The organism is Streptomyces sp. NPDC037203 (assembly GCF_055605065.1).
In genome coordinates this window covers 495416-519041 of sequence record NZ_JBVJUC010000004.1, presented here as the reverse complement: position 1 = coordinate 519041, position 23626 = coordinate 495416, and the positions used below count along the sequence as shown (strand labels likewise).

The following is a 23626-nucleotide window of genomic DNA, read 5'->3' as shown; positions in this document are numbered from 1 at the left end:
CCCTGGAGCCCGGCGCTGTCGGTGCCCGCAGGTAGATTCGTGTGCGACCGGTGTCTCGCACGCACGCGGTACGGCCGGTCGTTCCCGACGATTGCAGGAGTGATTCGCGTGGATCGTGTCGCGCTGCGCGGCCTGAAGGCCCGCGGGCACCATGGTGTGTTCCCCAGGGAGCGCGAGGAGGGCCAGACCTTCCTCGTGGACCTCGTCCTGGGCCTGGACACCCGGCCCGCCGCGGCCGACGACGACCTGACGAAGACCGTGCACTACGGCGTCGTGGCCGAAGAGGTCGTGGCCGTGGTCGAGGGCGAGCCGGTGAACCTCGTCGAGACCCTCGCCGAGCGGATCGCCCAGACCTGCCTGAAGCACGAAGGGGTCCAGGAGGTCGAGGTCTGCGTCCACAAGCCGGACGCCCCGATCACCGTCCCCTTCGACGACGTGACCGTCACCATCACCCGGAGCCGAGTATGACCCGACCTTTCGTCCAGGGTCACAGTGACCCGACCGTCCAGCCGGTGCCCCAGTCGGTCGTCGAGCGGGTGGACGCGGCGGACACCACTCTCCAGAACCCCAAGTGGGCCGTGATCTCCATCGGTTCCAACCTCGGCAACCGCCTGGAGACCCTCCAGGGCGCCGTGGACGCGCTGGAGGACACGCCCGGCGTCCGCGTGAAGGCCGTGTCGCCGGTCTACGAGACCGAGCCCTGGGGCGTCGAGCCCGGCAGCCAGCCGTCGTACTTCAACGCGGTCGTGGCCCTGAAGACGACCCTGCCGCCGTCCTCCCTGCTGGAGCGGGGCCACGCCATCGAGGAGGCGTTCAACCGCGTCCGCGACGAGCGCTGGGGCCCGCGCACCCTGGACGTGGACATCGTCTCCTACGCCGATGTCACCTCCGACGACCCGCAGCTGACCCTGCCCCACCCGCGCGCCCACGAGCGCGCCTTCGTGCTCGCCCCCTGGCACGACGTGGACCCCGCCGCCCAGCTCCCCGGCCGCGGCCCCGTGGCCGAACTGCTCGCGGCCGTCACCCGCGAAGGTGTCGAGCCACGCGCGGACCTGGAACTCCGACTGCCCGAGTAGTCGTTAAGGTCGACGACGACCCGGCAGTCGCACATCCGGGCATCATCCGGGACCCGGTCCGGGGGAACTGAAGGGACACCGTGAGAGAGCTGCGTATCAGGGTGCTGGTCGGCGTGTTCGTCGTGGCGGGCATCCTGTCCTGGGCGGGCGCCCGCCTCTGGAACTCGATCGGGACCCTGCCCAGCGTCCCCCTGGCCGCACCCGTCGTGCTCGCCCTGATCGCCGTGGTCCTGCTGGCCACGGCGCTCTCGCTGCGGGCCCGCTTCAGGGCCCAGCGCGAGCGGCGCCCCGGCGCCAAGGGCGTCGACCCCCTGATGGCGGCCCGCGCGGTCGTCTTCGCGCAGGCCAGCGCCCTGGTCGCCGCCCTCGTCGCCGGGATGTACGGCGGTACGGGCGTGTTCCTGCTGGAGCTGCTCGACCTCCCGGCCCGCCGCGACCAGGCCTTCTACGCCGGGTTCTCCGTCCTCGCCGGACTCGCCGTCATAGCGGCCGCCCTCTTCCTGGAGCGCGTCTGCAAGCTCCCCGAGGACGACGACCAGGACCATCCGCAGGGCGCGGAACCGGCGGCGTGACCGCCGCTTTCCGGGACCCCGCCGCGAAACCCCGGCTCAGCGGGCCATGATCAGGCTCATGGCCTCGTTGCGGGTCGCCGCGTCCCGCAGCTGACCGCGCACCGCGGACGTTATGGTCTTGGCGCCCGGCTTGCGGATGCCGCGCATCGACATGCACATGTGCTCGCACTCGACCACCACGATCACGCCGCGCGGCTCCAGGATCTGCATCAGGGAGTCCGCGATCTGCGTGGTGAGCCGCTCCTGCACCTGCGGTCGGCGGGCGTAGACGTCCACCAGGCGGGCCAGCTTCGACAGACCGGTGATCTTCCCGGAGACCGACGGGATGTAGCCGACGTGCGCGACGCCCCGGAACGGCACCAGGTGGTGCTCGCAGGTGGAGTACACCTCGATGTCCTTGACCAGGACCATCTCGTCGTGGCCCAGGTCGAACGTGGTGGTGAGGACGTCCTCGGGCTGCTGCCACAGGCCGGCGAAGATCTCCCGGTAGGCACGCGCCACCCGCGCCGGCGTCTCCCGCAGCCCTTCGCGGTCGGGGTCCTCACCGATGGCGATCAGCAGCTCGCGTACGGCGTTCTCGGCGCGCTTCTCGTCGAACTCGCCGACGGGGCGCTCGCTGTCCAGCGTCACCGGGTCGGTCATGGGGTGCCTCGTTCCTGTCGTCCCACGTGCGTGCATACGAAAAATGCCGCGCCCCCCAGGCTAGAACCTGGGGGGCGCGGCCTTCATTCCGGGCCCCAGTGGCCGGGAAGCGACCGGTGCGGTCAGCTCTCCGGGCGCTCCTCCGGGGTCTGGTCCGTCACGGGGGCGGACTCGGTGGTGGTGGTCTTGACCGTGCTGATCGCGGCGGTCGTGCCGTTCGCACCGTTGGTCAGTGCCAGCTCCTTGGGGGAGAGCACCGGCGGGCGGGTGGACGGGGTGCGGCGCGAGGAGCCGGTCCAGGCGGGCCGGGCCGGGCGCTTGACGATCGAGGAGAAGATCTCGGCGATCTCTTCCTTGCCCAGCGTCTCCTTCTCCAGCAGCTGGAGGACGAGGTGGTCGAGCACGTCGCGGTTCTCGACCAGGATCTCCCAGGCCTCGTTGTGCGCCGTCTCGATGAGCTTCTTGACCTCTTCGTCCACCAGCGCGGCGACCTCTTCCGAGTAGTCGCGCTGGTGCGCCATCTCACGGCCGAGGAAGGGCTCGCTGTTGTCGCCGCCGAACTTGATGGCGCCGAGCCGCTCGGTCATGCCGTACTGGGTGACCATCGCGCGGGCCAGGTTGGTGGCCTTCTCGATGTCGTTGGCGGCGCCGGTGGTCGGGTCGTGGAAGACCAGTTCCTCGGCCGCCCGGCCGCCCAGCATGTAGGCGAGCTGGTCGAGCATCTCGTTGCGCGTGGTCGAGTACTTGTCCTCGTCCGGCAGGACCATGGTGTAGCCGAGGGCACGGCCGCGGGACAGGATGGTGATCTTGTGCACCGGGTCGGAGTTCGGCGAGGCCGCCGCGACCAGGGCGTGACCGCCCTCGTGGTACGCGGTGATCTTCTTCTCCTTGTCCGACATGATCCGGGTCCGCTTCTGCGGGCCCGCGACCACGCGGTCGATCGCCTCGTCCAGCGCCTTGTTGTCGATCAGCTTCTGGTCGCTGCGGGCGGTGAGCAGCGCCGCCTCGTTCAGCACGTTGGCCAGGTCGGCGCCGGTCATGCCGGGGGTACGGCGGGCGACGGCCGACAGGTCGACGTCGGGCGCGACCGGCTTGCCCTTCTGGTGGACCTTGAGGATCTCCAGGCGGCCCTGGAGGTCCGGCGGGTCCACGGCGATCTGGCGGTCGAACCGGCCGGGACGCAGCAGCGCCGGGTCCAGGATGTCGGGCCGGTTGGTCGCCGCGATCAGGATCACGCCGCCCTTGACGTCGAAGCCGTCCATCTCGACCAGCAGCTGGTTGAGGGTCTGCTCGCGCTCGTCGTGACCACCGCCGAGGCCGGCACCGCGGTGGCGGCCGACCGCGTCGATCTCGTCCACGAAGACGATCGCCGGGGCGTTCGCCTTGGCCTGCTCGAACAGGTCGCGGACGCGGGAGGCGCCGACACCGACGAACATCTCCACGAAGTCCGAACCGGAGATCGAGTAGAAGGGCACCCCGGCCTCGCCCGCGACGGCACGCGCCAGCAGGGTCTTGCCGGTACCCGGACGGCCGTAGAGCAGCACGCCCTTGGGGATCTTGGCGCCGACGGCCTGGAACTTGGCCGGCTCCTGGAGGAACTCCTTGATCTCGTGGAGCTCCTCGACGGCCTCGTCACAGCCGGCGACGTCGGAGAAGGTCGTCTTCGGGGTGTCCTTGGTGATCAGCTTGGCCTTGGACTTCCCGAAGTTCATGACTCGGGAGCCGCCGCCCTGCATCTGGTTCATCAGGAACAGGAAGACGACGACGATCAGAACGAACGGCAGCAGGGAGAGCAGGACACCGACGAACGGGTTCTGCTTCGACGGCGAGATGGTGTAGCCGTCGGGGATCTGCTTGTTCTGGTACCTGGTCTGGAGATTGTCGGCGAGCTGAGCGCCCTGGTCGCCGATGTAGCTCGCCTGGATCTTGGAGCTGCCCTCGACCTTCTGACCGTTCTTGAGCGTGACCTTGATGGTCTGCTCGTCGCCGGTGGTCAGCTTGGCCGACTGGACCCTGTTGGCATTGATCGCCGCGACGACCTGGCCGGTGTCCACCGACTTGTAGCCGCCGGACGAGCCGACGACCTGCATCAACACGACCACGGCAAGGACGGCCAGCACGATCCACATGACCGGCCCACGGAAGTATCGCTTCACGTCCATCCATACGGAGCGGTGCCGCCCCGTCCCTCCTGCCATAGTGAGTTTGATAAGACAGTTCTTCCGACGGTACCCCAGCCTTGGCGCCCGAAGCCGCGCGAAGCCGTTTCGAGAGCCGGGAAACCCGTCTCTGCAAGCTTCAACGGCACGGGACCCGCCGGGGTTCCCGATCACCCCACCGGGCTTGGGCCGAGTGGCTCAGCCCGCGAGCCCGGTGACGGGGTCAGCCGCCGTAGACGTGCGGCGCGAGCGTACCGACGAACGGCAGGTTCCGGTACTTCTCGGCGTAGTCCAGGCCGTAACCGACGACGAACTCGTTCGGGATGTCGAAGCCGACCCACTCCACGTCGATGGCGACCTTCGCGGCGTCCGGCTTGCGCAGCAGCGTGCACACCTTGAGGGAGGCGGGCTCGCGCGAACCGAGGTTGTTGATCAGCCAGGACAGGGTCAGCCCGGAGTCGATGATGTCCTCGACGATCAGGACGTCGCGGCCCTTGATGTCGGTGTCGAGGTCCTTGAGGATGCGCACGACTCCGGAGGACTGGGTGCCCGCGCCGTACGAGGACACGGCCATCCAGTCCATGGTCACCGGGGTGGACAGCGCCCGCGCGAGATCCGCCATGACCATCACCGCGCCCTTGAGGACGCCGACGATCAGCAGGTCCTTGCCCGCGTACTCCGCGTCGATCTTCGCGGCCAGCTCGGCCAGCTTGGCGTCGATCTCTTCCTTGCTGATGAGCACCTTCTCGAGGTCGGCACCCATGTCTTTCGCGTCCACCCGCATCACTTTCGGTCGTCCCGCACTTACGGCCGTCATCACGGCCTCCGGCTGCCCCGTGCCGGCTGCCGGAGGGTCGCTCCGAACGGTCGGGATCAGCCTTGCCGAATCACCAGTCTGCCACCCTGCCGCCGGGCGACGACCCGGCCCGGCAGATTGATGGCCCCCTGGCCGCGCCAGCCGGTGATCAGACGGTCGATTTCCTCGATGTGACGGGCGAACAGGGAGCCGGCCGGGGCGCCCGCCTCGATGGCGGCACGGCGCAGGATCCGGCGGCGCACGGCGGGCGGCAGGGCGTAGAGCTTGGCGCACTCCAGCTCTCCCGCGGCGTCGCGTACGGACGCCTCGGCCTGGCTGGCCCAGGAGTCCAGGGCGTCGGCGTCGTCGCGGGAGAGCTGGGCGGTGCGGGCGAGCGCCTCGACGACGCCCTTGCCGAGGGCCTTCTCCAGGGCGGGCAGGCCCTCGTGGCGCAGCCGGGAGCGGGTGTAGGCGGGGTCGGTGTTGTGGGGGTCGTCCCAGACGGGCAGGGACTGGACCATGCAGGCCTTGCGGGCGGTCTGCCGGTCCAGGTGCAGGAAGGGGCGCCGGTAACGGCCGCCGGCCCCCGAGACCGCGGCCATTCCGGACAGGGAGCGGATGCCGGAGCCGCGGGCGAGGCCGAGCAGCACGGTCTCGGCCTGGTCGTCGCGGGTGTGGCCGAGCAGGATGGCGGCGGCGCCGTGGCGGTCGAGCGCGGCGTCCAGGGCGGCGTACCGGGCGTCGCGGGCGGCGGCCTCGGGGCCGCCGGCGCGGCCGACGTCCACGCAGACGGACTCGACGGGGTCGAGGCCGAGTCCGCGCATCCGCAGGGCGACCTCTTCGGCGCGCAGATCGGAGCCGGGCTGGAGGCCGTGGTCGACGGTGATGCCGCCGGCCCGCAGGCCGAGCCGGGGTGCCTCGAAGGCGAGGGCGGAGGCGAGGGCCATCGAGTCGGCGCCGCCGGAGCAGGCGACGAGCACGAGGGGGCTCGCGGGCGGGGACACGAGGGTGGAACCGAGCGGGGAGGGGAGCCGCTCGGCCGCCCGGTCCCGGCGCTCGCCGGTGGTCGGGAGGGTGTTCAGGATGTCGTGGAGGACGCGGCGGACCGCCAGGCGTATCGCCGCGACCGCAGGATGGGGACCCATTGTCCGGTTCCCTTCATGAATTATCCGGGGGGTGAGCCCGGTTCGGTCACTCAGAGTGTGTAGATGGTGACAGAACCAGGCCGTTCCCCGAGCATCGCACGCCTACGCATGACTCACGGTCCCTCGGACGGGTGATTGGAGGGGCGTTCGACTGCCGTCGGCCGGATTCGATTCACGACCCGTGCGCGCGTTTCACGAATCGGCCTTGCGGTGCACCCGCGCGACCCAGTCCGCCGGTTTGGCGATCTCCGCCCTGGTGGGCAGGGTGTTGGGCGAGGTCCACACGCGGTTGAAGCCGTCGACGCCGACCTGATCCGTGACGGCCCGTACGAAGCGCTCGCCGTCCCGGTACTGCTTGAGTTTGGCGTCCAGGCCCAGCAGCTTGCGCAGGGCCTGGTCGAGCCGGGAGGCGCCCTTGGCGCGCCGCTGCTGGAACTTCTCGCGGATCTCGGCCACGGACGGTACGACGCTGGGGCCGACCCCGTCCATCACGTAGTCGGCGTGGCCCTCCAGCAAGGACATCACCGCGGTGAGGCGGCCGAGGATCTCGCGCTGGGCGGGCGTCTGCACCAGCTCCACGAAGGAGCGTCCGCCGTCGTCCTCCTCGGTCTCGGGGCGGCCCCCGGCGAGGGACTGGGCGGCCTCCCGGATGCGCTCCAGGAAGGTCATGGGGTCGACGTCCGTCTCCGCCAGGAAAGACTGGATTTCGCCCTCCAGGTGGTCACGCAGCCAGGGCACGGCCGTGAACTGCGTGCGGTGGGTCTCCTCGTGCAGGCACACCCACAGGCGGAAGTCGTGCGGTTCGACGTCGAGTTCGCGCTCCACGTGCACGATGTTGGGGGCGACGAGGAGGAGGCGCCCGCCGCCGTTCGCGCCGGCCGGCAGGTCGCGGGTGGAGGGGGCGAAGGTCTCGTACTGGCCGAGGACGCGGGAGGAGAGGAACGACAGCAGCATGCCCAGTTCCACGCCGGTGACCTTGCCGCCGACGGCGCCGAGGACGGCGCTGCCGGGGTTGCCGCCGCGGCGTTCCTGCATCTTCTCCAGGAGCGGTTTGAGGATCTCCCGGAAGCCGGCGACGTTGGCCCGGACCCAGCCGGGGCGGTCGACGACGAGGACGGGGGTGTCGTGGCTCTGCTCGGTCTCCAGCCGCGTGAAGCCCCTCACGTGCTCCTCCGAGGCCTTCGCGTGCCGCCGCAGTTCCGCGACGACGGACCGGGCCTCGTCACGGGTGACGTCGGGGCCGGGCCGAACGAGCCGGGTCGCGGTCGCCACCGCGAGGTTCCAGTCGACCATGCCGGGGGATGCGGTGCCTCCGAAGCCTGTCATGCGTCAACGGTACGTGAGCGCTACCACTTGGGGCAGGCCGTGGACACCGGGACCGCGGCGAGGGGCCGCCCGGCACGGGGCACGGGGGGCGACCGGACCCGGCGGCACGGGGCGGGCGACGGGCGCGACCGGCCCCGGTCCACCGGGCAGGACGGTGACGCCGACGGCCGGTCCGCCGGGGGCGACGGTGGCGGCCGGTCCGCCGGGGGCCGCGGTGGCCGTCGTGGTCAGCGGTGGACGTCGTGGTCAGCCGCAGCCGCACGCCGCCAGGGCCGTCGCCGTCTTGTCCAGGGCCGACTGGGCGGCCACCGGGTCCGTCGTGCCGGAGGCCAGGAAGGCGAAGGCCAGCAGGCGGCCGTCCTGGTCGACGACCGTGCCGGCCAGCGTGTTGACGCCGGTCAGGGTGCCCGTCTTGGCGTGCACCAGACCGGCCGCGCCGTCGGCGTAGCGGCCGGCCAGCGTGCCCGTGAAGTGGGCGATGGGCAGGCCGGTGAGCAGCGGGCGCAGGCCGGGGTGGTCGGGGGCGCCGGCCTTGACCAGGATCGCGGTGAGGAGGTCGGCCGTGAGCCGGTCGGCGCGGTCGAGGCCGCTGCCGTCGTGGAAGGACGTGCCCGTCAGCGGCAGGCCCAGCGTGCGCAGCTGCGCGGCGATCGCCCTGGCACCCCCGGCGAAGCTGCCGGGCTGCCCGCTCGCGAGGGCGGTCTGCCGGGCCAGGGCCTCGGCGATGTCGTTGTCGCTGTTCGTCAGCATGCGCTCGACCAGCGCGGACAGCGGCGGCGAGGAGACGCTCGCGACGGTCCGGGCACCGCCGCCGCCCTTGGCCGGGCCCGGCCCCGTCGCCTCGACGCCGGCCGCCTTGAGGAAGCCCGCGAACTTCTGCGCCGCGTCCTTCGCCGGGTCGGCGACGCGGAGCGCGGGCCCGCTGCTGGAGTCGTTCCTGCGGCCCTCGTCGGCGGTGAGGGCGCTGACCGGCGCCAGGTTCTCGTTGACTCCTATGGGATGCAGGGCCGAACCGGAGTAGAGCGTCGTGTCGTACGACAGCGTGATCTTATGGATGCCGCGTTCCCGCAGTGCCTGTGCCGTCCGTGTCGCCAGGGTGCGCAGGCTCGCCCATCCGCCGGCCTGCGCGTGCGCCGTGAGCGTGGGGTCGCCGCCGCCGACGAGGACGAGCGTGTGCGTGTCGCCCTGAAGCTCGGCGCGGGTCGTGAAGCGGTGGTCCGGGCCGAGCGCGTTCAGCGCGGCGACCGCGGTGGCCAGCTTGGTCGTGGAGGCGGGCGTGAGCCCCTTGTCGGGTTCGACGCCGTACAGCCGCCGGCCCGTGGCCGCGTCGACCACCACCGCCGCGTGGCCGTTCCCGAGCGCGGCGGAGCCCAGGAGCGGCCCCAGGACGTCCGCCAGGACCTTGCCACCGCCCGCCGGGGCCTTCCGGGTGTCCAGGGGGCCGGTCGCGGCGCCCAGGCCCGCCAGGACGGCCGGGGCGCTCGGCGCGGGCCGCGGTGCGCCCGCCGCGGGGCCCGGCCCGTGATCTGCGCCACGTGCGTGTTCGAGGGCGGTCGCCCGGTCCCGCTCGGCCGTACGCTGACCGGTGGCGTCCCACGGGCCCGACAGGGCCACCACGCCGACGGTGAGCACCAGGCCGGCGGTGGCGGCGCCCGCGGTGTACTGCAACGTGCTGAGGGAACGCGGACGGGGGAGGTCGGCGAGCAGTGGTCGTACCGTGGCCACCACTCTTGTGACCTGCGGCTTCGCCGTTCTCACGGCATGCGCAAGGCGCGGTCGTACGGCGCCGGCGAGCCGCCTCACCCGCGGTCCCGCGGTCCGCCAAGGCCCGAGCTCCGGCACGACCACCAGCCCCTTTCGCGATCACACACCTGCGTGAGGGACACTTAACCACCAGAACTATGTGCTGATCATGAAGGAGCCACCGGTGGAGTTCGACGTCACGATCGAGATCCCGAAGGGTTCGCGCAACAAGTACGAGGTGGACCACGAGACCGGTCGGATCCGTCTGGACCGTCGCCTCTTCACCTCGACCGCCTACCCGACCGACTACGGCTTCGTCGAGAACACCCTCGGCGAGGACGGCGACCCGCTGGACGCGCTGGTCATCCTGGACGAGCCGACCTTTCCGGGCTGCCTGATCCGCTGCCGCGCGATCGGCATGTTCCGCATGACGGACGAGGCCGGCGGCGACGACAAGCTGCTGTGCGTTCCGTCCACCGACCCGCGGGTGGAGCACCTGCGCGACATCCACCACGTGTCGGAGTTCGACCGCCTGGAGATCCAGCACTTCTTCGAGGTCTACAAGGACCTGGAGCCCGGCAAGTCGGTCGAGGGCGCCAACTGGGTCGGCCGCACCGAGGCCGAGCAGGAGATCGAGCGGTCCTACAAGCGCTTCAAGGAGCAGGGCGGTCACTGACCCCCGGTTCACCGAACGGGCCGCACGCCGTGGTGTGCGGCCCGTTTGCATGTCCGCGCGCGGTGCATGCGCATACTGAGGCAGCGGAATGTGTCGTTCAGGAAAGGGGCGAGGTGACGGAGGCGGACGACCGCAAGCCCCGGTCGGACGAGGCGCGGTACGACCCGGAGATCACATCGGAGTTCGCCATTCCCAAGGGGCTCGACGTCCCGAAGACGGGGAGCGAGCCGGAGACGACCTCCGAGTTCCAGGTGCCGCAAGGGCTGCTCACGCCGCAGTCGCCGGCCGGCGAGCCGGAGGGCTCGGCGTTCACCACCCCGAGCACGTACGGCCCGCAGGGCGGCGTGTCCGCGTTCACGCCGGCCACCGGGGTGCCCCTGGTCAGCCTGATCAAGGACGCGCCCTGGCAGGACCGGATGCGCACCATGCTGCGCATGTCGGTGGCGGACCGGCCCGCGCCCGAGCCGGTGCAGCACGAGGAGGAGAGCGGCCCGGCCGTCCCGCGCGTGCTGGACCTGACGCTGCGTATCGGCGAGCTGCTGCTGGCGGGCGGCGAGGGCGCGGAGGACGTGGAGGCCGCGATGTTCGCGGTGTGCCGGTCCTACGGCCTGGACCGCTGCGAGCCCAACGTCACCTTCACCCTGCTGTCGATCTCGCATCAGCCCTCGCTGGTCGAGGACCCGGTGACGGCGTCGCGGACGGTACGGCGCCGGGGCACCGACTACACCCGCCTGGCGGCCGTCTTCCGCCTGGTGGACGATCTGACCGATCCGGACACCCATGTCTCCCTGGAGGAGGCGTACCGGCGGCTCGCAGAGATACGCCGCAACCGGCACCCCTACCCCGGCTGGGCGCTGTCCCTGGCCAGCGGGCTGCTGGCGGGCGCCGCCTCGATTCTCGTCGGCGGCGATCTCGTCGTGTTCTTCGCGGCGGCGGTCGGCGCGATGCTCGGCGACCGCCTCGCCTGGCTGTGCGCGGGGCGCGGGCTGCCGGAGTTCTACCAGTTCACGGTGGCCGCGATGCCGCCCGCGGCGATCGGGGTGGCGTTCTCGCTGGCCCATGTGGACGTGAAGGCGTCCGCGGTGATCACCGGTGGACTGTTCGCGCTGCTGCCCGGACGGGCGCTGGTGGCGGGCGTCCAGGACGGCCTGACGGGCTTCTACATCACCGCCTCCGCCCGCCTCCTGGAGGTCCTGTACTTCTTCGTGGGCATCGTCACCGGTGTGCTGATCGTCCTGTACTTCGGCGTGAAGGTGGGCGGCAAGCTCAACCCGGAGGCGGCGCTGCACATCTCCCAGCGGCCCCTGATCCAGATCGCGGCCTCCATGCTGCTGTCGCTGACCTTCGCGGTCCTGCTCCAGCAGGAGCGGTCCACCGTGCTCTGGGTGACCCTCAACGGAGGCGTCGCCTGGAGCGTGTACGGCGCGATGCACTATGTCGCCGGCATCTCGCCGGTGGCCTCCACGGCCGTCGCCGCCGGCCTGGTCGGGCTGTTCGGGCAGCTGCTCTCCCGCTACCGGTTCGCCTCCGCGCTGCCGTACACCACGGCGGCGATCGGGCCGCTGCTGCCCGGTTCCGCGACCTACTTCGGGCTGCTGAACATGGCCCAGAACAACGTGGACAAGGGGCTGGTGTCGCTGGCCAACGCGGCGTCGCTGGCCATGGCGATCGCGATCGGGGTCAACCTGGGCTCGGAGATCTTCCGGCTGTTCCTGCGCGTGGGCTCGCCGGGGAAGCGCCGGGCCGCCAAGCGGACCAGGGGATTCTGAGCGGCCGGGCGCCTACTGCTCGCGGTAGTCGTACGGGTACTGGTCCTGGCCCTGCCGCTGATCGTGGCCCTGCTGCGGGTACTGCCGGGGGTCGTAGTACGGCTGCTGGGGCTGCTGGTTCCAGTCCTGCTGCTGGTACTGGGGCTGCTGAGGCTGCTGGTACTGAGGCTGGGGCTGGTCGCCGTAGCCCTGCCGGCCGTGCTCCCGGCCGCCGTGGCCCTGCTGGCCGTAGCCCTGGTCGTGCCCCTGGTCGCCGTACTGCTGCGGCCCGCCGTACGGCCGCTGATCGCCGTGCTGCTGCCCGCCGTACTGCTGCTGCCCGTAGCGCTCGTCCGGCTCGATGCGGCGCAGCCGGGTCGTGGCGTCGTCCATGACCGGCGGCTGCGGGAACCGCGGTGCCGCGGCGGCGGGGCGGGGCTGCTCCTCGGGGGCCTTCTTGCTCTTGCCGCGGGCCCTGAGGTACTCGATCGCGATCGGGACCACCGAGACGAGGACGATCAGGATCAGGATCGCCTCGATGTTGTTCTTGACGAAGCCGATGTTGCCGAGCCAGGAGCCGAGCAGGGTGACGCCCGCGCCCCACAGGGCGCCGCCGATGACGTTGAAGGTCAGGAAGGAGCGGTAGCGCATGCCGCTCACGCCCGCGATGATCGGCGTGAAGGTGCGCACCACCGGCACGAAGCGGGCCAGGATCAGCGACTTGGGGCCGTACTTCTCGAAGAATTCGTGCGCCTTGGCGACATTCTCCTGTTTGAACAGGCGCGAGTCGGGCCGGTTGAACAGGGACGGCCCGACCTTCTTGCCGAACATGTAGCCCGCCTGGTCGCCGAGGATCGCGGCGACGCAGATCAGGGCGATCGCACCCCACAGCGGGAAGTCCAGCTGGTGCGAGGTGATCAGCAGACCGCAGGTGAACAGCAGCGAGTCGCCGGGCAGGAAGAAGCCGATGAGCAGGCCGGACTCGGCGAAGACTATGAGCAGCAGACCCCAGACGCTGTACGTGTCGAGCAGATAGTTGGGATCGAGCCAGCTCGGGCCTAGGGCGAGTGTCATCACGGGTCCGGGCTCCTGAAGGGGGGAGAAGGGGCGGCTACGGTGACCGGGTGGGGCCGCACAAAGCTATCAACGTGACGTGCCCCCTCCGGGTTCCCTGCCGGCCGCCGCTCAAGAGCTCCGCCGGTCGGCGTTCGCCAGGATCGCGTCGTGCAGGTGTTCGGCGAGTCCGGGGTGCATCGCGTCGTAGTACGCCCTGAAGCGCTCGTCGGCGACATACATTGCGGCGAGACAGCGGTGCATCGCGTACGGGCACTCGTAGAACCACCGGCCGATGTGCTGCCGGTGCTCCTCGGCCAGGGCCCTGGCGGCCTCCCCCGCCGCGGGTTCGCCGGCGGCCACCAGGCGCACATAGCGCTCGCTCCAGTCGTCCGCCTCGGCCTGCATCCGCTTCCAGTCCTCCTTGCCGTAGGCCGCGGCGCGGCGCTGGGACTCGGCCCACTGCGCCGTGCCGCCCCAGCGGGCCTCCGCCTCCTCGGCGTACTGCTCGGGGTCCTGGTCCCCGAACACCTCGAACCGCTCCTCGGGTGTCAGATCGATGCCCATCTTGCGTGCCTCCATGGCGTGTTCCACGGCCTCGGCCATCCGGCGCAGCTTCTCGATCCGGGCGGTCAGCAGAGCGTGCTGCCGGCGCAGGTGTGCGCGCGGGTCCGTGTCCGGGTCGTCGAGCAGCACCGCGACCTCGTCGAGCGGAAAGCCGAGCTCCCGGTAGAACAGGATCCGCTGGAGCCGGTCCAGGTCGGCGTCGGTGTAGCGGCGGTGCCCCGCGGGAGTGCGCCCGCCGGGCACCAGGAGGCCGATCTCGTCGTAGTGGTGCAGGGTGCGCACCGTGACGCCGGCGAACCCCGCGACCTGTCCCACGGAGTAGCTCAACTGTCCGCTTCCTTCCGTTCGTCGGTCGGTACGACGGTCAGCCTGCGGCCTCACGCGGCGTGAGGTGCAAGTCCGCGGCGCCCCCGATGCCGGGACCCGCGGATCAGGGTAGGCGTCCGGGTCATTCCGGATGTCGGGGCCGTGCGGACCTGCATAAGGTGGCGGCGAGGAGGCAGACATGGCCCTGCACAAAGGTCCGCAGAAGCATCAGGAGCGGGTGCTGTCCGTCAACCCGTTCTTCGGGGAGGCCGACCCGGTCGGCGGTATGACCGAGGCCCCGCCCACCCACCGGCTTCCGGACGCCCCGATGGCCCCCACGACCGCCTACCAGCTGGTGCACGACGAGCTGATGCTGGACGGCAACTCCCGGCTGAACCTGGCCACGTTCGTCAGCACCTGGATGGAGCCCCAGGCCGGGGTGCTGATGGCGGAGTGCCGGGACAAGAACATGATCGACAAGGACGAGTACCCGCGCACCGCCGAGCTGGAGCGGCGCTGCGTGGCGATGCTCGCGGATCTGTGGAACGCACCGGACCCGGCCACCGCGGTGGGCTGTTCGACCACGGGGTCGAGCGAGGCGTGCATGCTGGCCGGGATGGCGCTGAAGCGGCGCTGGGCGCAACGCAACGCCGACCGGTATCCGGGCGCGCGCCCCAATCTGGTGATGGGGATCAACGTCCAGGTGTGCTGGGAGAAGTTCTGCAACTTCTGGGAGGTGGAGGCGCGCCAGGTCCCCATGGACGGCGACCGCTACCACCTGGACCCGCAGGCGGCGGCCGAGCTGTGCGACGAGAACACCATCGGCGTCGTCGGCATCCTCGGCTCGACCTTCGACGGTTCCTACGAGCCGATCGCCGACCTGTGCGCGGCCCTGGACGCCCTCCAGGAGCGCACCGGCCTGGACATCCCGGTGCATGTGGACGGGGCGTCCGGCGCGATGGTGGCGCCCTTCCTGGACGAGGACCTGGTGTGGGACTTCCGGCTGCCGCGGGTGGCCTCCATCAACACCTCGGGACACAAGTACGGACTGGTGTATCCGGGTGTCGGCTGGGCCCTGTGGCGGGACGCGGAGGCGCTGCCCGAGGAACTGGTCTTCCGGGTCAACTACCTGGGCGGCGACATGCCGACCTTCGCCCTCAACTTCTCCCGCCCCGGCGCGCAGGTCGTCGCGCAGTACTACACCTTCCTGCGCCTGGGCCGCGAGGGCTTCCGCGCGGTCCAGCAGTCCACCCGTGACGTGGCCCGCTCCCTCGCCGACCGCATCGAGGGCCTCGGCGACTTCCGGCTGCTGACGCGGGGCGACGAACTCCCGGTCTTCGCGCTGACCACGGCCGACCATGTGACCGCGTACGACGTCTTCGACGTCTCCCGCCGCCTGCGCGAGAGCGGCTGGCTGGTCCCCGCGTACACCTTCCCGGCCAACCGCGAGGACCTCTCCGTCCTGCGCGTCGTGTGCCGCAACGGCTTCTCGCACGACCTGGCCGACCTCTTCCTCGCCGACCTGACCCGCCTCCTGCCGGAACTGCGCCGCCAGCCGCATCCGCTCACGCGGGACAAAGGGGCGGCGACGAGCTTCCACCATTAGGAGAGCACCGGAGACGGCTTCACAGGGGAGGTACGCAGTGGGGGGATACGTCGGCCGCCGCGAACCGGCGGCCGACGGCGGCCCGGCGGTCTCCGCTCAGCCCTCCGCCCGTTCCAGGGCCACCAGCTCGAACGCGGTCTTCCCGTCGAGTGACTCCCGGATGATGTCCGCGTGCCCCGCGTGGCGGGCGGTCTCACGGATCAGGTGGAGGCAGAGCCAGCGCAGGGAGACGCGTCCCTCCGGCGGGAACCAGGGGTCCGGCGGGAGCGGGAAGGTGTCGTCCAGGCTCGGGGCGGAGCGGATGAACTTCTCCGTCTCGGCGGCGATCCGCTCCCAGTGGGCGAGCTGCGAGGCCACCGTCTCCTCGCCGACCAGCTCGAAGCTCTCGTGCCAGTTGGACTGGTCCCGGCGCACCGGCGGCGCCTCCTGCCGGGCCCGTGCGAGCCACATCTGCTCGACCTCGGCGGCATGCTTGAGCAGCCCGCCCAGTGACAGCTCGCTCGCGCTCGGCCGGGTGCGGGCCTGCTCCTCGCTCAGCCCGAGCACCGACCGGCGGATGCCGCCGCGCTGCTCCTCGATGAACGCCAGCAGCGCTCCCCGCTCGTCGCCCCGCTCCTCCGCGGGCACATGCGTGACCATGACCGGCCGCCTTTCCTCGGTTCACCGGGGCGTTCGCCCCGACACCGGGAAAGCTACGGGCCTTCTAGGCCGGATCCTGTCCTGAAGGGCCGCGCGGAACGCGGAAGGGAAGATCAGAACGGGAAGCCGCTGCGGCCGTGCTGGACGGAGATCCACTTGACCGTGGTGAACGCCTCCAGCGTCGTCTCGCCGTTGAGCCGGCCGACGCCGGAGTGCTTCTCGCCACCGAAGGGCACGATCGGCTCGTCGTGCACGGTGCCGTCGTTCACATGGAACATGCCGGTGTCGATCCGCTTGGCGAAGGCGACGCCCCGCTCGATGTCCCCGGTGTGCACGGCGCCGCTGAGGCCGTACGGCGTGTCGTTGACGATCCGCACCGCCTCCTGCTCGCCGTCGAACGGCACCAGGAAGACGACCGGTCCGAACACCTCCTGCTGGAGCAGCGGGGAGTCGGCGGGGACGCCGGTGAGCACCGAGGGCTCGACCAGGTTGTTGGTCGTGCCGCCGTGCACCAGCGCCGTCGCGCCCTCGGCGAGCGCCTGCTCGACCACGCCCGAAACGGCGTTCGCCTGCGCGGAGTTGATGACCGGGCCGATGACGGTCTCCGGGTCGCGCGGGTCGCCCACCTTGAGGGTGCGCACCTTGGCGACGAACTTCTCGGTGAACTCGTCCGCGACCGAGCGGTCCACCAGGACCCGGTTGGCGGCCATGCAGACCTGCCCCTGGTGCACGAACCGGCTGAAGACCGCCGCGTCCACCGCGTAGTCGAGGTCCGCGTCGTCCAGCACCACCAGCGCGCTGTTGCCGCCCAGTTCGAGCACCGAGCGCTTGAAGTTCGCGGCGCAGACGGTGGCGACGTGCCGGCCCACCTGGTCGGAGCCCGTGAAGGAGATGACCTTGGGGACCGGGTGCTCGATGAACGCGTCGCCGATCTCGGCGATGTCGGTGACGACGACATTGAGCAGCCCGCCGGGCAGCCCGGCCTCCTCGAACAGCCTGGCGATGAGCGTGCCACCGGCGATCGGGGTGTTCTGGTGCGGCTTGAGCACCACGCCGTTGCCGAGCGCGAGCGCCGGGGCCACGGACTTCAGCGACAGCAGGAAGGGGAAGTTGAAGGGACTGATCACGCCCACGACGCCCACCGGCACCCGGTAGACGCGGTTCTCCTTGCCCTCGCCCGGAGACGGCAGGATCCGGCCCTCGGGACGCAGCGCCAGATTGATGGACTCGCGCAGGAACTCCTTGGCGAGGTGCAGCTCGAAACCGGCCTTCACCCGCGTGCCGCCCAGCTCCGCGATGATCAGGTCGGCTATCTCCTGCTCGCGGTCCTCGACGAGTCTGAGCACCCGCTCGAACACCGTGCGCCGGGCGTACGGGTTGGTGTCGGCCCATGCCTTCTGGGCGCGCTCGGCGGCCCGGTAGGCCTGGTCGACCTCCTCGACGGTGGCCACGGTGATCGAGGCCAGCTTCTCGTCGTCGTACGGATTGAAGTCGATGACGTCCCAGGAACCGCTGCCCGGTCGCCATTCGCCGTCGATGTACTGCTGGGCCAGGTCGCTGAAATAGGACGACATGTGATCCCTCAATCGCTAGCGGAGCCGGATCCCGGCCACGGTCTGAGTCTGATCGAGCGTCATCCTACTTGCGGGTCAGGAGAGTTGGAGGAGTCCCCTCAGAACATCCCGGCTCTCGTCGGGACCCGGACTGTCCTGCTGCAACTCCTTGAGGGCCTGCTCGTACTGGGCCACGTCCTCGCGCTTGTCGAGGTACAGGGCGCTGGTCAGCTGCTCCAGGTAGACGACGTCGGAGAGGTCGGACTCGGGGAAGCTGAGGATGGTGAAGGCGCCGCTCTCGCCGGAGTGCCCGCCGAAGCTGAACGGCATCACCTGGAGCCGTACGTTCGGCCGCTCGGAGACGTCGATGAGGTGCTGGAGCTGGCCGCGCATCACCTCGCGGTCGCCGTAGGGGCGGCGCAGGGCGGCCTCGTCCAGGACGATGTGGAACTCGGGGGCGTTGTCGGAGAGCAGGTACTTCTGGCGCTCCAGGCGCAGCGCGACCCGCCGTTCGACGTCGTCGGCGCTCGCGCCCTTCATGCCGCGCCGGACCACCGCGCGGGCGTACTCCTCGGTCTGGAGCAGGCCGTGCACGAACTGCACCTCGTAGACGCGGATCAGGGTGGCGGCGCCCTCCAGGCCCACATAGGTGGGGAACCAGTTGGGCAGGACGTCGCTGTAACTGTGCCACCATCCCGCCACGTTGGCCTCGCGGGCGAGGGACAGCAGCGACTGGCGCTCCGCCTCGTCGGTGATGCCGTACAGCGTCAGCAGGTCTTCGACGTCCCTCGTCTTGAAGCTCACCCGGCCCAACTCCATCCGGCTGATCTTGGACTCGGACGCCCGGATGGAATACCCGGCCGCCTCGCGCGTGATCCCCCGTGCTTCACGCAGTCGCCTGAGTTGCGAGCCGAGCAGCATCCGCCGCACCACCGATCCGGGCTCTCCCGCGCTCACCTTCGCCAGCCTCCCCAACCGTCTTCAGGGCCCGCAGTCTGCCACTAAAACGCTCCGTGCAGTACTCGTACGATTACGCAAACGGAGAGATCGGGCCCGTTTCCAGCGAGCGGGGCGGGGCAGTGGTCCGGACCACTGGCGGGAACTGTCATGAAGATGGCAGAAAAAATGGCCAAGAAGTGGTACGGGCCTATCCATTTCGGTCGCGTGCACGTGCATCTGCCCTTGCATCTACCCTTCCCATCCGAAACCATGGTCTCGCGCCACCGCTGCATCGCAACGACCGCGAATTCGGGAGTGCCTCGCATGGGGACGAATGGATCGACCATGCTCAAGCCGTTACGGCAGGGCCTTCCGCCGCTGGACCCCGCGGCCGTGTCCAGCGCCGCTTCCTGTGCTCTGCCGGCGCGGTACGAAGCGGTACGCGAGGCCCGGCGGTTCACCCGTGACACCCTCGACCAGTGGGGTGCGGGCGAGCGCTTCGACGATGTCTGCCTGGTCGTCTCCGAACTCGTCACCAACGCGCTGCGGCATGCGCTGCCGGGCGAGTACGGCTGCCCCGAGGAGCAAGCCGCCTCGGTGCGGCTGCACTTGATGCGCTGGGACGAGCGGCTGGTCTGCGCGGTGCGGGACCCGAGCCACGAGACGCCGGCGCCGCGGGACTCCGACGACTTCTCCGCGGAGTCGGGGCGGGGCCTCTTCCTGGTCGACTCCTTCGCGGACAGCTGGGGCTGGCAGCCGCTGGCCGGTTCGCTGGAGGGGAAGATCGTCTGGGCGATGTTCCGTCTGGACCAGCCCGCCTGATCGTCTACGCGCGTCACCGCAGGGGGCGCCGCGCCTCGGGCCGAGCGAGGGGGTCGGGCACGCACCGCCCGGCGCCGGCCCCCTGCCGCTCAGCCGGCGATCAAGTGGTCGAACTCGCCGTCCTTGATCCCGAGCAGCATCGCCTCTATCTCGGCCCGCGTGTACACCAGGGCCGGTCCGTCCGGGAAGCGGGAGTTGCGCACGGCCACCTCACCGCCCGGCAGCCGCGCGAACTCCACGCAGGATCCCTGCGAGTTGCTGTGCCTGCTTTTCTGCCAGGCCACTCCGTCCAGCTGCGTGGCAGCCATGCCGTTGTACACGTCGTACCCCCCGAACACGCCGTCAACGTCGCGGTCCACAGGTCGCTCCCCGGTGTGCACTGGCTGGTGAGGCCATAGATGCGGTGGTCAACTGACCTGGATCATAACCCTCGCCTCACGTGCACTTGCATGAGCAGATGCACGTGCACGGCGAGTGCTCTCGTCGTTACAGTCTTGACGCGCGCTTTGCCTGACGATGTGCGGCCGTATGCCGCCGTTTCACCTGAAGCCGTCCCAGCGCCTGCCCCGGAGCGGCCGTCGCATGCCCTCTCCGTCCTCCGCCCCTGATCATCCCTGCCGTCGGCCGGGCCGGAACGCCGGGACCGGATTCCTCCAGCCAGGACCCGGACTCCTCCTGCACGCGGGCTCCACCCGCGCTCGGGCGTCTCCTGCACAAGGAAGAGACGCGTTCCGCGCCCTTCCTGTTCCGGCCCGGACGGAGAAGTCCCGGCGCATGGAAGGCCCCGGCGGGAGGCTGCTGATAGCTTGCTGCGGCCGTCCGGCCGAGGGCGGCGGACGCCTACAGCTTGGGGAGCCTGACGTGACTTCGGCGACTGCTTCGACCACTACACGGGTGCGGATCACGGCTCTGGCCGCGGGTCTGGTCGGCGCGCTGGCGCTGACGGCGTGCGGCGGCGGTGGCGACGCCCACCCCGCCACGAGCCCGTCGGGCGCGGCGAACACCGGCCCCGCACCCTCCTCGTCCGCCGGTGGCTCCGGGGTGAGCGGCGCCTCCGGAAAGCTCCAGGGCAGCTGGCTGGCCACCCGCGGCGGCACCATCGTGGCCCTGGTGATCAACGGCAGGCAGGCGGGCATCTTCGCGACCGGCGGCACGGTGTGCAGCGGCACCGCGGGCAACGAGTCCGGTATGCAGATGATCCACCTGACCTGCGCCAAGGGCAGTCAGGACCGCACCACCGGGATGGTCGATTCGGTCGACGGCGCGTCCATGAAGGTGACCTGGTCGGGCAAGGTGGGCCAGGAGACGTACACGAAGGCGGAGGGCGGCAAGCTGCCGTCCGGACTGCCGACCGCCGCCGCGCGGTGACGTCCGCTTCCCGGCGTTGACGCGCCGCGCGCCGCGGTGACGCCCCCGCGGCGCGGTGCGGTCCGCCGGGAAGCACCTGAAGCGGTGATTCGCGAGGGGCGCGCGAACGGCACCGCCGCTCAGGCGCGATGATGCTGGAGCACCGTCACGACCTCGATGGGACCTGCTCATGCGTGCCTTTCCGCTCACCGTCACCGCCGTTGCCGCCGCCCTGCTGCTGACCGCCTGCGGGGGCGGGGGGCACAGCGGCAGCGGTGGCAAGAACAGCTCGGCCTGCCAGCTCGGCGGGGTGTCCCTCCAGGTCGGGGCGGCGAGTGTGGCGCCGGCGGCGGGCGACACCGGCGAGGTGCCGGTCAGCATCACCAACCAGAGCAAGACCTGCACGCTGGAGAACTTTCCGGGCGTCACCCTGAGCAAGGGCGGCGCGAGCGCGACGCTGCCCGCCCAGAAGGGTGCGAAGGCGCAGACGCTGAAGCTCGCCAAGGGCGACGCCGCGTCCTTCACCATCAGCTATGTGCGCGGCAAGGACGGCGACGCCACCAGCCTCGCGGCCACCGAGCTGAAGATCGCCCTGCCGGGCGGCGACACGGTGCAGAGCTTCCCCTGGAAGTACGGCCCGGTCGCCGGCCAGGGCGCGGCGACCAAGCCGAACGCCTCCGTCAGCACCTTCCAGCAGGCCGGCGACTAGGGTCTTTCGTTTGGATCAGGCCGATCCAGGAGGCGTTGGAGCGGACTCCGGTGCCGTGCGTCGCGGGGCGGAGGAAGGACATGCCGGAGCCGTGGCAACCGGCGGCAACGCCGCGAGGCGCGGTGCCAGGCCCCGCGAGCCTGGGGGGATCCGCCCGAGAGATCCCGGCCGCGGGGCGTCCGGTCCGCGGCTCATCCCAGCCGTGGCCGCGCCCTGACCTGGGCGCGGTCGGCGGCTGCCGCGCCCTCCGTCCAGCCGGCCTCGTCGCTCACCCCGCGCAGCCGGGTGGTCGTGGTCTCGGGGAACATCCGCTCCAGACGGCCGGCGACGGCTGTCTCGCGCGTGGCCAGCACCGGCAGCAGGTCCCGGCTGATCTGGCTCTCGGCGGCGGCCGCGAGCCGGGCGCCGACCCGGTGGGCGTAGGCGGCGAGGAAGGACTGCCGGAAGGTCTTGGTGCGCTTGCGTCCGGCCGCCCGCTGGCCCGCCTCGGCCTTGGTCATGGCGTGTGTGGCCTGCACCAGCAGCGAGGTGTAGAGCAGTTCGACCGCCTCCAGGTCGCCCTCGAAGCCGACGACGGTGGAGAAGCAGAGCGGTTCGTTCCACACCGCGCGGCAGTGGTTCGCGGTGGCCACGGCGTCCAGCAGGACGGCCTTGGCCTGTTCGTACGGCGGCTCGACGCCTATCCGGCAGGCGCCGGGCGCGTCCGGTGCGGGCGCCGCGGCGGCGAGCAGCGCCTCGTCCACGCTGTGCCGGGCCATCAGCTCCTGCGCCTTGGCGGTCAGGGCCTCGGCCTCCTCCGGGTAGCCGGTCGCCTCGGCCTTGGCGAGCAGCGCGCGGATGCGGCCGAGGAGCCGGGCGGCGGCGGGGTCGTGGGGGCGGCGGCTCTCCTCCTCCAGGGGTTCCAGGGTGGGCAGGCGCAGCAGCAGGCGGTACAGCTCAAGGACGGCGGTGGCACGGGAGAAGCGGTCGGCTCCGTGCGCGGGGCCCTCGGGCAGCTCGGCGAGCTGGGCGGTCCAGCGGCGCCCGCGCGGCCGGTCCGCTCCGGACTGGGCCCGGATCAGCGCGGCGGCCAGGTGCACATGCGGCGGCTCCAGCTCGCGCCGCACCAGCCGTACGACGTCGGCGGGCGCCCAGCCGCGCCGCCACGCGGTCGCCACGAACTCTTCGCCGCGCCGGGCGAGTTCGGTGTCCGCGGCGGGGTCGGCGGCGAGCAGGGAGGCGCCGGTGTCGAGGCCGGTGTCGGTGTCGTCGTAGAGCGCGGCCCGGAAGGCACGCTCGACCGTGCTGGCAGAACTGGTCACATCGCCGATCGTGCCACGCCCCGCCGACACCGCGCCCGAAGACGTCCACAGCCTGTGGATAAGTCCGCGCCGCCATCGAGGCTGCACCCGATCCACTGTCAACCATCGGTTGACAGTACAGAGGGCGCAACCTACGGTTGACACATGGCGACCAATCCGAACATCGCGGCATCCGTGCGCCTCGACGACCTCATCGAGGCCATCAAGAAGGTTCATCACGAACCCCTCAACCAGCTTCAGGACGCGGTGCTCGCGGCCGATCACCTCGGCGACGTGGCGGACCACCTGATCGGGCACTTCGTGGACCAGGCCCGCCGCTCGGGCGCGTCCTGGACCGAGATCGGCAAGAGCATGGGCGTGACCCGGCAGGCGGCGCAGAAGCGGTTCGTGCCGAAGGAGTCCGCCGACCTCGACCCGAGCCAGGGCTTCAACCGCTACACCCCCCGCGCGCGAGACGCGGTCATGGCCGCGCACAACGAGGCGGTGGCCGCCCGGAACCCGGAGGGGCGGCCGGAGCACCTGGTCCTCGGGCTGCTGTCCGAGCCGGAGGGCCTCGCCGCGAAGGCGATCACCGCGCAGGGCGTCCCGCTGGACGCCGTTCGCGAGGCCGCGACCGCCGCGCTGCCGCCCGCCGCCGAACAGATCCCCGACCTCGTCCCCTACGGGCCCGGCGCCAAGAAGGTCCTGGAACTCACCTTCCGCGAGGCCCTGCGGCTCGGGCACAACTACATCGGCACCGAACACCTCCTGCTGGCCCTGCTGGAGCACGAGAACGGCACGGGTGTCCTCAGCGGGCTCGGCATCACCAAGGCCGCGGCCGAGGAGTACGTGGACACCGTCCTCGCACCGCTGAGGGACAAGCGCGCGCAGCCCCCCACCGAGGGCTGAAACCGCAGGTCAC

The 23626-nt window shown here is 71.0% G+C and carries 23 protein-coding genes; 10 read left to right on the top strand and 13 right to left on the bottom strand.

Features of this window, described 5'->3' with window-relative positions:
- Positions 1–108 precede the first annotated feature (108 nt).
- The 3 genes from folB to ACZ7EC_RS15675 all read left to right on the top strand — a co-directional run bounded on the left by folB (position 109) and on the right by ACZ7EC_RS15675 (position 1648).
- The gene (gene folB / locus ACZ7EC_RS15685) at positions 109–468 is read left to right on the top strand and encodes a dihydroneopterin aldolase (RefSeq protein ID WP_471062787.1); all 360 of its coding nucleotides are present in this window, start codon (positions 109–111) and stop codon (positions 466–468) included.
- Positions 465–1076 (top strand): 2-amino-4-hydroxy-6-hydroxymethyldihydropteridine diphosphokinase, encoded by a 612-nt coding sequence (gene folK, locus ACZ7EC_RS15680; protein WP_471062784.1) that lies wholly within the window; start codon positions 465–467, stop codon positions 1074–1076. The genes folB and folK overlap by 4 nt, the downstream gene beginning before the upstream one ends.
- 80 nt (positions 1077–1156) lie before the next feature.
- Entirely contained in the window at positions 1157–1648 is a 492-nt protein-coding gene (locus ACZ7EC_RS15675) for a DUF3180 domain-containing protein (protein WP_471062782.1), read from the top strand.
- Positions 1649–1684: 36 nt separating this feature from the next.
- Here ACZ7EC_RS15675 and folE read toward each other — a convergent pair whose 3' ends face one another.
- The 6 genes from folE to dacB form a co-directional block, all read right to left on the bottom strand.
- Entirely contained in the window at positions 1685–2290 is a 606-nt protein-coding gene (folE, locus tag ACZ7EC_RS15670) for a GTP cyclohydrolase I FolE (RefSeq protein ID WP_471062781.1), read from the bottom strand.
- A gap of 122 nt (positions 2291–2412) precedes the next feature.
- Positions 2413–4452, bottom strand: coding sequence for an ATP-dependent zinc metalloprotease FtsH (gene ftsH / locus ACZ7EC_RS15665; protein ID WP_471062780.1), 2040 nt, complete (start codon positions 4450–4452; stop codon positions 2413–2415).
- Between the two features lie 220 nt (positions 4453–4672).
- Positions 4673–5233 carry a hypoxanthine phosphoribosyltransferase gene (gene hpt / locus ACZ7EC_RS15660; RefSeq protein WP_397987222.1) on the bottom strand — a complete coding sequence of 187 codons (561 nt, stop codon included), beginning with the start codon at positions 5231–5233 and terminating at the stop codon, positions 4673–4675.
- Positions 5234–5322: 89 nt separating this feature from the next.
- Positions 5323–6390: a tRNA lysidine(34) synthetase TilS gene (gene tilS / locus ACZ7EC_RS15655; protein WP_471062778.1), complete on the bottom strand. Its 1068-nt coding sequence runs from the start codon at positions 6388–6390 to the stop codon at positions 5323–5325.
- A 192-nt stretch (positions 6391–6582) separates the two neighbouring features.
- Positions 6583–7716 carry a zinc-dependent metalloprotease gene (locus tag ACZ7EC_RS15650; protein WP_471062776.1) on the bottom strand — a complete coding sequence of 378 codons (1134 nt, stop codon included), beginning with the start codon at positions 7714–7716 and terminating at the stop codon, positions 6583–6585.
- A 246-nt stretch (positions 7717–7962) separates the two neighbouring features.
- Positions 7963–9564 (bottom strand): D-alanyl-D-alanine carboxypeptidase/D-alanyl-D-alanine endopeptidase, encoded by a 1602-nt coding sequence (gene dacB / locus ACZ7EC_RS15645; protein ID WP_471062774.1) that lies wholly within the window; start codon positions 9562–9564, stop codon positions 7963–7965.
- Between the two features lie 79 nt (positions 9565–9643).
- On the opposite strand from dacB, the gene ACZ7EC_RS15640 reads away from it, so the two are divergent.
- Together ACZ7EC_RS15640 and ACZ7EC_RS15635 are read left to right on the top strand one after the other, a co-directional pair.
- Positions 9644–10135, top strand: coding sequence for an inorganic diphosphatase (locus ACZ7EC_RS15640; RefSeq protein WP_397984741.1), 492 nt, complete (start codon positions 9644–9646; stop codon positions 10133–10135).
- A gap of 113 nt (positions 10136–10248) precedes the next feature.
- Positions 10249–11904 carry a threonine/serine exporter family protein gene (locus tag ACZ7EC_RS15635; RefSeq protein WP_471062772.1) on the top strand — a complete coding sequence of 552 codons (1656 nt, stop codon included), beginning with the start codon at positions 10249–10251 and terminating at the stop codon, positions 11902–11904.
- A gap of 12 nt (positions 11905–11916) precedes the next feature.
- Here the strand turns inward: ACZ7EC_RS15635 and ACZ7EC_RS15630 are convergent, their stop codons facing one another.
- A complete protein-coding gene (locus ACZ7EC_RS15630) occupies positions 11917–12960 on the bottom strand; it encodes a DedA family protein (protein WP_471062770.1) in 1044 nt (347 codons plus the stop codon).
- A gap of 108 nt (positions 12961–13068) precedes the next feature.
- Positions 13069–13830, bottom strand: a complete 762-nt coding sequence (locus ACZ7EC_RS15625; protein ID WP_471062768.1) for a MerR family transcriptional regulator — start codon at positions 13828–13830, stop codon at positions 13069–13071.
- Between the two features lie 178 nt (positions 13831–14008).
- Between ACZ7EC_RS15625 and ACZ7EC_RS15620 the strand changes: the two genes are divergently transcribed.
- Positions 14009–15415: a glutamate decarboxylase gene (locus ACZ7EC_RS15620; protein WP_471062766.1), complete on the top strand. Its 1407-nt coding sequence runs from the start codon at positions 14009–14011 to the stop codon at positions 15413–15415.
- A gap of 96 nt (positions 15416–15511) precedes the next feature.
- Here the strand turns inward: ACZ7EC_RS15620 and ACZ7EC_RS15615 are convergent, their stop codons facing one another.
- The 3 genes from ACZ7EC_RS15615 to ACZ7EC_RS15605 all read right to left on the bottom strand — a co-directional run bounded on the left by ACZ7EC_RS15615 (position 15512) and on the right by ACZ7EC_RS15605 (position 18528).
- A complete protein-coding gene (locus ACZ7EC_RS15615) occupies positions 15512–16054 on the bottom strand; it encodes a DinB family protein (RefSeq protein WP_471062764.1) in 543 nt (180 codons plus the stop codon).
- 113 nt (positions 16055–16167) lie between these two features.
- Entirely contained in the window at positions 16168–17628 is a 1461-nt protein-coding gene (locus ACZ7EC_RS15610) for an aldehyde dehydrogenase family protein (RefSeq protein WP_471062762.1), read from the bottom strand.
- A 75-nt stretch (positions 17629–17703) separates the two neighbouring features.
- On the bottom strand, positions 17704–18528 hold the full coding sequence (locus ACZ7EC_RS15605) for a helix-turn-helix domain-containing protein (RefSeq protein ID WP_471062900.1): 825 nt from the start codon (positions 18526–18528) through the stop codon (positions 17704–17706).
- 342 nt (positions 18529–18870) lie between these two features.
- Between ACZ7EC_RS15605 and ACZ7EC_RS15600 the strand changes: the two genes are divergently transcribed.
- Positions 18871–19368: an ATP-binding protein gene (locus ACZ7EC_RS15600; protein ID WP_471062760.1), complete on the top strand. Its 498-nt coding sequence runs from the start codon at positions 18871–18873 to the stop codon at positions 19366–19368.
- An 89-nt stretch (positions 19369–19457) separates the two neighbouring features.
- Here ACZ7EC_RS15600 and ACZ7EC_RS15595 read toward each other — a convergent pair whose 3' ends face one another.
- Positions 19458–19727, bottom strand: coding sequence for a DUF397 domain-containing protein (locus tag ACZ7EC_RS15595; protein WP_111583097.1), 270 nt, complete (start codon positions 19725–19727; stop codon positions 19458–19460).
- A gap of 502 nt (positions 19728–20229) precedes the next feature.
- Here ACZ7EC_RS15595 and ACZ7EC_RS15590 point away from each other — a divergent pair.
- On the top strand, positions 20230–20736 hold the full coding sequence (locus tag ACZ7EC_RS15590) for a hypothetical protein (protein ID WP_471062758.1): 507 nt from the start codon (positions 20230–20232) through the stop codon (positions 20734–20736).
- A gap of 169 nt (positions 20737–20905) precedes the next feature.
- Entirely contained in the window at positions 20906–21424 is a 519-nt protein-coding gene (locus ACZ7EC_RS15585) for a DUF4232 domain-containing protein (RefSeq protein ID WP_471062757.1), read from the top strand.
- Between the two features lie 191 nt (positions 21425–21615).
- Here ACZ7EC_RS15585 and ACZ7EC_RS15580 read toward each other — a convergent pair whose 3' ends face one another.
- Positions 21616–22725 carry a DUF2786 domain-containing protein gene (locus tag ACZ7EC_RS15580; RefSeq protein WP_471062756.1) on the bottom strand — a complete coding sequence of 370 codons (1110 nt, stop codon included), beginning with the start codon at positions 22723–22725 and terminating at the stop codon, positions 21616–21618.
- A 144-nt stretch (positions 22726–22869) separates the two neighbouring features.
- On the opposite strand from ACZ7EC_RS15580, the gene ACZ7EC_RS15575 reads away from it, so the two are divergent.
- Entirely contained in the window at positions 22870–23613 is a 744-nt protein-coding gene (locus ACZ7EC_RS15575) for a Clp protease N-terminal domain-containing protein (RefSeq protein WP_471062754.1), read from the top strand.
- Positions 23614–23626 lie beyond the last annotated feature (13 nt).